This is a genomic window from Lysinibacillus halotolerans, from assembly GCF_003711845.1.
Classification (GTDB): Bacteria; Bacillota; Bacilli; order Bacillales_A; family Planococcaceae; genus Ureibacillus; species Ureibacillus halotolerans.
The window spans coordinates 1-9,384 of the sequence record NZ_RHLQ01000074.1 but is presented as its reverse complement, the minus strand read 5'-3'; the positions used below and the strand labels follow the sequence as shown (position 1 = coordinate 9,384).

Annotated in this window: 8 protein-coding genes; 5 read left to right on the top strand and 3 right to left on the bottom strand. The window is 33.1% G+C overall.

The window, feature by feature from the left end; translation table 11 throughout:
- Window positions 1-138: 138 nt before the first annotated feature.
- A complete protein-coding gene (brnQ, locus tag EC501_RS17445) occupies window positions 139-1,443 on the bottom strand; it encodes a branched-chain amino acid transport system II carrier protein (RefSeq protein ID WP_122973624.1) in 1,305 nt (434 codons plus the stop codon).
- Window positions 1,444-2,000: 557 nt separating this feature from the next.
- On the opposite strand from brnQ, the gene EC501_RS17440 reads away from it, so the two are divergent.
- Window positions 2,001-3,062, top strand: a complete 1,062-nt coding sequence (locus tag EC501_RS17440; RefSeq protein ID WP_122973623.1) for a glycosyltransferase family 4 protein — start codon at window positions 2,001-2,003, stop codon at window positions 3,060-3,062.
- 306 nt (window positions 3,063-3,368) lie between these two features.
- Here the strand turns inward: EC501_RS17440 and EC501_RS17435 are convergent, their stop codons facing one another.
- Together EC501_RS17435 and EC501_RS17430 are read right to left on the bottom strand one after the other, a co-directional pair.
- Window positions 3,369-4,433 (bottom strand): LCP family protein, encoded by a 1,065-nt coding sequence (locus EC501_RS17435; RefSeq protein ID WP_122973622.1) that lies wholly within the window; start codon window positions 4,431-4,433, stop codon window positions 3,369-3,371.
- Between the two features lie 204 nt (window positions 4,434-4,637).
- Window positions 4,638-5,270 (bottom strand): YigZ family protein, encoded by a 633-nt coding sequence (locus EC501_RS17430; protein ID WP_122973621.1) that lies wholly within the window; start codon window positions 5,268-5,270, stop codon window positions 4,638-4,640.
- A 169-nt stretch (window positions 5,271-5,439) separates the two neighbouring features.
- Between EC501_RS17430 and EC501_RS17425 the strand changes: the two genes are divergently transcribed.
- From EC501_RS17425 to EC501_RS17410, 4 genes are all read left to right on the top strand, one after another.
- The gene (locus EC501_RS17425) at window positions 5,440-6,591 is read left to right on the top strand and encodes a sensor histidine kinase (protein WP_122973620.1); all 1,152 of its coding nucleotides are present in this window, start codon (window positions 5,440-5,442) and stop codon (window positions 6,589-6,591) included.
- 49 nt (window positions 6,592-6,640) lie between these two features.
- On the top strand, window positions 6,641-7,315 hold the full coding sequence (locus EC501_RS17420; RefSeq protein ID WP_122973619.1) for a response regulator transcription factor: 675 nt from the start codon (window positions 6,641-6,643) through the stop codon (window positions 7,313-7,315).
- Between the two features lie 357 nt (window positions 7,316-7,672).
- On the top strand, window positions 7,673-8,200 hold the full coding sequence (locus EC501_RS17415) for a nuclear transport factor 2 family protein (RefSeq protein WP_122973618.1): 528 nt from the start codon (window positions 7,673-7,675) through the stop codon (window positions 8,198-8,200).
- Between the two features lie 194 nt (window positions 8,201-8,394).
- Window positions 8,395-9,240 carry a DegV family protein gene (locus EC501_RS17410; protein ID WP_122973617.1) on the top strand — a complete coding sequence of 282 codons (846 nt, stop codon included), beginning with the start codon at window positions 8,395-8,397 and terminating at the stop codon, window positions 9,238-9,240.
- Window positions 9,241-9,384 lie beyond the last annotated feature (144 nt).

Genomic DNA, 9,384 nt, shown 5'->3' with positions numbered 1-9,384 from the left:
CACTTTCTTGTCCATTTACATAACGTAATAATATTCGTATTTTTTCATCTTTTGTAATTTTAGTCATAAAAAACACCCCGTAAAAGTTAGATTGGTGTCTAACTTTTACGGGGCATATCATAATAGGAGAGGTTTTTATTATTTACTTAATAATTGAATAAACCATCCAATGAGCATTCCAATAATTGCAGGAACTAACCAGCCGATACTTTGGTCGTAAAGAGGTAATAACTTTAAAATATGTTCATACCATGAAATTTCAAATCCAGCTGCTTTAATTCCGTCATAAATACTAACGAATGCCGTCGCAATTAAAGCTAGGATATATACGATCGGTGCGCGGTTGAATAGTTTGTCAAACATGACTAAGAACATTAAAACGATGGCAATTGGGTAAATAAACATTAGTACTGGTAAAGTAATTGCTATTAATTTTTCTAGCCCGAAGTTTGAAATGAAAAGACTAAAGAACGTAAAAATAATGACTAATAATTTATAAGGTATTTTTGGGAATAGTTTATTGAAAAATGTAGCATTAGCAGAAACAAGTCCAACAGCCGTTGTAATACAAGCCAAAATAATGACTAAAGATAAAATGACATTTCCCGCGTTACCAAATAAAACTCGCGCAGATTCTGCAATAATGCTTCCACCATCACCTAAATAACCGATTGAATCAATACTTGTCGCACCGATATATTCCAATGAAATATAGACGAATGCTAAACCAATTGCGGCAACAATACCAGAGAATATTGTAATCGTTACTTGTTTAGAACGCTCCATAATGCCTTTTGCTTGTAACGATTGAACAATAACAATACCAAACACAAGGGAAGCTAAAACATCCATTGTTAAATAACCTTGAATAAAGCTCTCAGAGAACGCCTTTGTTTTATAAACACCATGGGGTGAACCGAATTCTCCCATCGGTGTAATAAATGATTTTACTGCAAGTAAAGCGATAATAAGTAATAATGCAGGTGTTAATATTTTTCCAATACGATCTACTAATTTCGTTGGGTTTAATGATAAATAAAGTACGATTCCAAAGAAAAGTAATGATGTAATGAACAATGGAATCCAACTAGATTGGGCCGAGTCCGATAAAAACGGAGCGATACCGATTTCATATGTAACGGCTCCAGTACGTGGAATCGCGAACAGCGGACCAATGGACAAATAAATAATAGAAGTAAAAATAAGGCTAAAGACCGGATGTACTCGATTTGCAACGAGTTGTAAGTCACCGCCGTTTTTAGCGACTGCTACAATTCCAATTAATGGTAACCCAACTCCTGTAATTAGGAAACCAATAATGGATGGTAAAAATTCTGTACCTGCATTTTGTCCCAATTCTGGAGGGAAAATAATATTTCCAGCACCTAGGAATAATGCGAAGAGCATAAATCCTACTGCAAGGTTTTCTTTTAAAAACTTCATTGTACTACAAATTCCTTTCTTAATTGAAAAGCAAAAACTTTCAAAAAATTTATTATATTCTTATACACAATGATGAATTCTATCACATTTTGTCGATAAATTAAATACTTTATTTATTTTGTTAAAGGATTGTAAATAATAGGTTGGAAAAGGTAAGAATACGGAAAATCCTTCTTACTATTGGTTTTGTAAATTTTTTTGCGACAGTGTAACTTTCGGTTTTAAAAAACGTCAAATAATTAGTTTGGTTGGATTTGTTGGAAAAATTCACATTATTTTTACTTAAAATTAAAAATTCAAAGGTTTCTTTTAATATTAAAATTCCTTAATATGGTTCAAAGAAACAAAAATTAATGAATGGGTTTCTTCATTGTAAAATGGTATGAAGATCTTTAAGAGTGGTGAAAATAATATGAAAGGATACTGATCGAACCTGTTAAAATAATTTAATTTATTTGTTTATTCTTTGTAATGAATAGTAGTTATTATTAGTACTAATTCATGGTATAATAATTTAGATTTAGACTGCATATATATTACTCTTGAGGAGGAGAGACATGATTTACGTGTCTTTAGTCATGGCATTTATCGTTGCCATTTTAATTACTCCACTTGTGAAACGTTTAGCATTTCGTATCGGTGCAGTAGATGCGCCAAACTATCGAAAAGTCCATTCGCGAATAATGCCTCGACTTGGTGGTTTAGCAATATTTATTGCATTTTTAGTGGGACTAGCTATTTTAAGACCCTTACCGGATGGGGATAATTCATATGTAATGCCAATTGCAATTATTTTAGGTGCTACAATTATTGTTCTAACAGGTATGTTGGATGATGTGTTTGAAATTTCAGCGAAGTCAAAATTAATTGGCCAGTTAATCGCTGCTTTTATTATTGTATTTGTTGGAGATATTCAAATTCATTTTATCAATTTGCCCTTTGGTGTTAAATTAGAGTTTGGACTACTTAGTATTCCATTCACCATTATATGGATTGTTGGGATTACAAATGCAATTAACTTAATTGATGGTTTAGATGGTCTTGCAGCAGGTGTTTCTACAATTGCTCTTGTGACCTTATCATGTATGGCTTTTATTTTGGGAGATATGTTTGTTGTTGCCACAGCAGCTATTTTAGCTTGTAGCACAATCGGCTTTTTATTCCATAACTTCTATCCAGCTAAAATTTTTATGGGTGACACCGGAGCCTTATTTTTAGGTTTTATGATATCAGTACTTTCTTTACTCGGATTTAAAGGAGTAACTATGTTCTCATTTATTGTTCCGGTCATTATGCTAGGTGTACCAATTTCTGATACATTCTTTGCAATTGTCCGCCGTTTTCGCAATAAACAAAAGTGGACTGCTCCTGATAAATCCCATTTACACCATTGTTTAATTGGGTTAGGTTTTTCTCATCGTCAAACGGTTTTACTCATTTATGGAATTGCCACACTGTTTGGACTAGCGGCTATAACGATCTCTGTTGCAAAATTATGGGGTGCCATTTTCCTTATTGCAGTTATTTTAGTGCTGATTGAATTGTTTGTAGAAGTAATCGGGCTAGCAGGAAAGAATTATCGCCCACTAATCAATCTAGCAAAGCTGTTTAATAAATGAGTACAATTACAAAACATATGAAAATAAGCTACTACTTCAGAACGTTAAGCTATTCGAAGTGGTAGCTTTTATTTTGAGTTGTTAATGATTTGAATTGTTTGCTCTGGCAGGCAAGAATTAGCTACATAAGTAAGTTCTTACTATAGTTATAAAACATAAAAAACAAGCTACTACTTTAGAGCGGAAAGCGTTCAATGTTAGTAGCTTGTTTTCTTTATTATTTAATCGATATTAGGTTATTAATGAGTTGATAGGAGAGAAAAACTCCCAATCGAATATATATATTGGGAGTTTTTGATCATTTGTTTATGGATTTGAATTAGAAGTTGTCTCTGTAACGCTAGTCTCAGAACTATTTTCAGAGAGATTAGATGTATCTGGAATTAAACCAAGACTTCCTTTTAAAATTTGTGAAATTTCATTTATTGATTCTTCATCTAGTTGGTAATAATATGTACCTGAAGATGTATCATCGGAGCCCTCTAAATTTAAAGATTCAATTTCTGGTACCCCTTCTGAGAAATAATTTATAAATGTTTTCATTTCACTAAATGTCATATCGGTTTTCATATTGTTACTAATGGCATCGATGACATCATCATATTTTGTAATGGATGTTACTGAAGTTGCTTTTTTTGCGATTGCTTTTATAATATCTTGTTGACGTTTACCACGCATAATGTCACTGTCGTGTTTACGTGTTCTTGCTAAAGCCAGTGCTTCACTACCATTTAAATGTTGGTAACCAGGTTCTAAATAAATCGTCTTTTTGTCATTTTCATCTCTTTCATAAAAGGCATAGGGGATATCAACGTCGACATCGATTCCTCCTAAACTATCGACAACGTCGATGAAAGCATTAAAGTTCATTCTTACGTAATAATCAACCGGAATATCGAATAGTTCTTCAACTGTTTCGATAGTTGCAAGGGTACCACCGAATGCATGGGCATGGGTAATTTTATCACTATAACCTACATATGGGATATAAACGTAAGAATCTCGAGGGATGCTTAATATTTTAACAGTTTTTGATTCGTTATTTAATGTAGCTAAAATAAGGGCGTCTGATCGAGAATTGTCCGATCCTTGTTCCCTTGCTTCACTGTCATCGACACCAATAAATAAGATGGAAACATTGTCCTCAAGGGGTTCAACTTTTGCTTCACGCATTTCGGAATATTCCCGATTGTTAATTTTTTCGTAGGATTGATTAGCTGCGTTTTCAGCCTTTTTCACTAAGTAAACAGCATAGCAGGCCACACATAATAGTAGTGAGGCAGTTAGTATTAAAAATACTTTAAAAAAACGGGAAAACTTCTTCTTCGGTTTCCTCTTCTGGATATATATTTCTGATCTTGATCTTTTCATCTAAACTCTCCTCTAACCGTAGGAATCACAATATTGATGATAATTGGATTCATATTTAGTATGTCGAACCGTATTGTCAGGTATTGTTGGTAAAACTTTCAGCTTAGTCAAAATTTAAAAATTAATAATCTGCAAATTAAAAATAATTCAATACGACTAATTATACTATGATGTCGAATATCAGTAAAACAAAAATTAATAGGTTTATATGGTGAATTCTACAAATTTTTTATCGACACAATGAATAGAAGATTGACCGTTTGTTAATTCAATAATCCAATTAGTAAATGTCTCTTCATCCTTTTGCAATACATCAACGAATAAATGAACAGCGTCTGCATATTGAATGTCACTTAAATGATAGTGAGAGTTTCGAATTTCATTTTCCACTTTACCTAACCAAGTATAATCTATGGAAATTTTCATTACATGATGTAACTTTCTTTCAACAACTTGGGCAGCGGCGATTCCCTCAGTTGTCGCTTTACCATATGCGCGAATTAATCCTCCACCACCGAGTTTTATTCCCCCAAAGTAACGTGTTACAACAACAACTGTATCTTTTAATCCTTGTTTTTTTAGAACCTCAAGCATAGGGACGCCAGCAGTTCCGCTAGGTTCCCCATCATCATTTGCTTTTTGAATTTGATCATGCTCGCCAATCATATAGCAAGAGCAGTTATGGGTTGCATTCGGATGCTTTTTTTTGATGGAATTAATAAATTCTATCGCTTCTTCCTCCGATTCAGCCCTATTTACATAGGCGATAAAACGAGATTTTGAGAGAACAATTTCCCGTTCTCCAAATCCTTTTACGGTTTTATAGTCTTTTCGCATTATAATTTCTCCTTTTTTTAACAAAAAATGCAATATACTATAGTAAGATATTTACTTAAAAAAAATTATTTAAATGTTATAATATCTATAAACAATTACATCTACTGGTTTTCAATTTAAAAAACTTTTATTGTTTTAATAATAACACCAATTAGATTGGGGAAAAGGTATGTTTTCAAACGATAAAGTTGACATAGGTTCACTTGACGTTATATTTAATCGAATGATTGAAACCATCACGAGTTCTAAAAATGATATATTCATTATTAGTGAACAAAGCCGCAGAAGCTTTGAAGAAATGAAGGCAGAACTAGAGATTATTAAAGAGAAAATTAAAATAATCATAGAAGAAAGTGATCATTTAGAAAAAAGAACCAAAATGGCTAAACAACGTCTTGTATTAGTAAGCAAGTTTTTTAATCAGTATTCCGAAGAAGAGGTAAGAGAAGCATATGAAGCTGCAAATGACCTTCAAATTCGATTATCTTTAACTCGTTCTGAAGAGAAGAGTTTACGTGAAAAAAGAGATGATTTGGAACTAAGATTAAAAACATTATACGAGACAATTGATCGTGCTGATCACATTGTAAATCAAGTGAACGTAGTGTTGAACTATTTAACATCTGATTTGAAAAATGTTAGCGCTGCACTAGAACAAGCTAAGATAAAGCAAGATTTTGGTATTAAAATTATAGCAGCCCAAGAAAAAGAAAGAAAACGTTTATCACGGGAAATCCATGATGGGCCAGCTCAAATGATGGCTAACGTTTTAATGCGTTCTGATATAATTGAACGAACTTATAGAGAAAAGGGCATTGAAGCGGCAATACAGGAAATAGCAGCGTTAAAAATGACTGTAAGAGATGCTCTATCGGAAGTACGTCGAATCATTTACGATTTACGTCCTATGGCATTGGATGATTTAGGCATTGTACCTACATTGAAAAAGTACTTGTCAACTATTATGGACTATAACAAAGGTCTTGAGATACACTTCCAATCTTATAGTAATGAAAAAAGGCTACCTTCAGATTATGAAGTATCTATTTTCCGATTAGTACAAGAAGGCGTAAATAATGCAATAAAGCATGGCAACGCTTCAGAAATTTGGGTGAAAATAGAGTGGCTTCGAAAATATGTTAATATATTAGTGAAAGATAATGGAAAAGGTTTCGATAAAACTAGTGTAAAAGACCAATCTTTTGGTATTATCGGAATGAAAGAAAGAATTGATCTATTAAAAGGTAATATGGAAATTCAAAGTGGAATCGGTAAAGGGACTACAATCTTTTTTAAAATACCATTTCCAGAAATAAACTAAATAATGAGAAATAATCGAAGATGTTATTTATTGTAGGGGGAAGGATTTTATGACGAAAATTATAATTATTGATGATCACCAATTATTCCGAGAAGGAGTTAAACGAATTTTAGATTTCGAAGATTCATTTGAAGTAGTTGCAGAAGGTGATGATGGTACGGATGTAGTGAATATATACCGTAATCATTTCCCTGATGTAGTACTAATGGATATCAATATGCCTGGAAAAAATGGTGTGGAAGCAACAGCAGAGTTAATTGCAGAATTTCCTGAAGCAAAAGTAATTATGCTATCCATTCATGATGATGAAAGTTATGTAACACATGCGTTAAAATCTGGAGCCCTCGGGTATATGTTAAAAGAAATGGATGCAGATGAAATCGTTGAAGCGATAAAAGTAGTTGCGAATGGTGGTTCTTATTTACATCCAAAAGTAACGAAAAATTTAGTAGCTGAGTTCCGTCGTTTGAGCGAACATGAAAATAAAGGGAACTTCCATCAAACTGAAATTCGCCGTCCTTTCCATTTACTTACGAAAAGAGAATGTGAAGTTCTTCAGTTGTTAACAGATGGACAATCCAATCGTACAATTGGTGAAACATTATTTATTTCTGAGAAAACAGTTAAAAACCATGTATCAAGTATTTTACAAAAAATGAACGTTAATGACCGTACACAAGCAGTAGTTACGGCTATTAAGAATGGTTGGGTAGAAGTAAGATAATTTAAAGGTAACAATTGATATTGAATAGTTCCAATCAACAGTATTGTTGATTGGAATTTTTTTGTTCATTTTAGCAGAGACTTGGTTATAGGTTTAAAATATGTCATTTCCCACTAAGAGTAGACTGTTAGTTTTTTTCAGTTTTTAAAACGACAAGTGAAAATAGATACGATTTTGAAGGATAGACGTTAGGTTCTCAACGTTAAACTGACGGAAACTAAAAGTAGTTGGAAACGTCATACTAACGGGTAATCAGTAACAAATGATAAAATTTGGTTACAAATTCGATGTTTTTTTACGAAATTAGCCATAGTTTGACAACTATGCTACAATATTCGCGCGGGAGGTTTAAAGTTTATGAAAAAATGGTTTATTTTGGTGTTAGCATTATTTATGCTTACCGCCTGTAATAATAATGAAGAAGTAAATAATGAAAATGTTACTGAATCTGCTAGTGAAAATACGGTAGGTTTTGAAGTACTTGGCGATAAAATTGAAAAGGCAGCCGATGTACCGGAAAAGGAAGAAAAACAAATCATTGAGGCTTTTAATGAATATATTGCAGCCTTTAATGAAAAGGATATCAATCGTTATACAAAAACCCTTTCTAAAAATCCACAAGGTTTTGAATATGAGGAAGATATTGAAGCGGCAAAAACTGCCTTTAATCAATATAATATTAAAAGAACACCTTCAGATATAACGATTGTCAAATACAGTGAAGAAGAAGCACAAGTATATGCTAATCTAGATATTAAAATGACAGAGATTAAAACAAATACGGAACTTACAAGTAGTGGACGTCAAGTTACTGTTTTTGTAAAAGAAGATGGTGCATGGAAAGTAACAAGCGTTTACTATATTGGTAACGAATCGAATAGTTAGTTTTTAGGAATTATCTTTAATATCATAGCGTTTCGTGTACACTTGTTTAAGTATACGGAACGCTTTCTTTTTACTAGAACATAAGGATAAATTTTAAACAGTTTTCTAGTATTCCATAACTATATTGAGGTTAGGGAGTTCACATCTATTTTGTAATAAGGTAATATAATTTTTATTAGGAGAGTGGGATATTCATGAGTATTGCAGTCGTTACAGATAGTACAGCATATTTAACGCCTGAAGAAAGAGCACGCTACAACATTCGAATGATTCCTCTTAGCGTTAATTTAGAAGATGGTAGTTATGAAGAAGAAGTTGAGATTACAGCTTCACAATTTTATGATAAAGTACGCGGTGCTAAAGAATTTCCGAAAACAACACAACCTCCTATTGGGAAATTTGTTGAGTTGTTTGAAGAGTTAGCGAAAGATTATGATGAGGTAATTTCCATTCACTTATCTAGTGGTATAAGTGGTACATATCAAGGAGCTGTACAAGCTGGTCAGATGGTAGAAGGCATAACAGTGCATGCATTTGATAGTGAAATTTCCTGTTCCCCTCAAGGATATTTTGTTCTTAAGGCTGCTGAAATGGCACAGCAAGGCGCAACAGCAGATCAAATTTTAAGCACGTTGGAAGAAATGAGAACTGTGATGCGAGCTTATTTTGTTGTAGATGATCTTTCTCATTTACAACGAGGCGGAAGACTTTCCGCTGCCGCAGCTTTAGTAGGTGGGCTATTACAAGTAAAACCTGTCCTTCATTTTGAAAATAAAGTCATCGTTCCTTTTGAAAAAATCCGTACGAAGAAAAAAGCGTTGCGACGTGTGGAAGAATTACTCGCTAAAGATGCTGCAGAAAACGACAAACTAATCGCAACAATTATTCATGCTAATTGTGAAAATGAAGGACGCGATTGGATGAATGATTTAGCTGGAAAATATTCGAATGTTGAGTTTCGTTTAAGCTATTTTGGCCCGGTTATAGGAACTCATTTAGGAGAGGGTTCCCTCGGACTTGGATGGGTGAAAAAGATATAAAGTTAAAAATTAAATAATAGTTGAAAAGAGGCTGGGACATAACTAGCTTCAAATAGTGGGAAAGGTGAATTTGAGGAAACTCAAATTCACCTTTCTCTATTTTTGTATGTAAATTCTTTTTTTCTTTAGTTAATGGCCATGAAT

Coding starts and splice junctions, on each gene's coding strand:
- EC501_RS17440 (WP_122973623.1), top strand. CDS start 2,001: ATGATTTACGTGTCTTTAGTCATGGCATTTATCGTTGCCATTTTAATT.
- brnQ (WP_122973624.1), bottom strand. CDS start 1,443: ATGAAGTTTTTAAAAGAAAACCTTGCAGTAGGATTTATGCTCTTCGCA.
- EC501_RS17415 (WP_122973618.1), top strand. CDS start 7,673: ATGAAAAAATGGTTTATTTTGGTGTTAGCATTATTTATGCTTACCGCC.
- EC501_RS17435 (WP_122973622.1), bottom strand. CDS start 4,433: ATGAAAAGATCAAGATCAGAAATATATATCCAGAAGAGGAAACCGAAG.
- EC501_RS17425 (WP_122973620.1), top strand. CDS start 5,440: ATGTTTTCAAACGATAAAGTTGACATAGGTTCACTTGACGTTATATTT.
- EC501_RS17420 (WP_122973619.1), top strand. CDS start 6,641: ATGACGAAAATTATAATTATTGATGATCACCAATTATTCCGAGAAGGA.
- EC501_RS17430 (WP_122973621.1), bottom strand. CDS start 5,270: ATGCGAAAAGACTATAAAACCGTAAAAGGATTTGGAGAACGGGAAATT.
- EC501_RS17410 (WP_122973617.1), top strand. CDS start 8,395: ATGAGTATTGCAGTCGTTACAGATAGTACAGCATATTTAACGCCTGAA.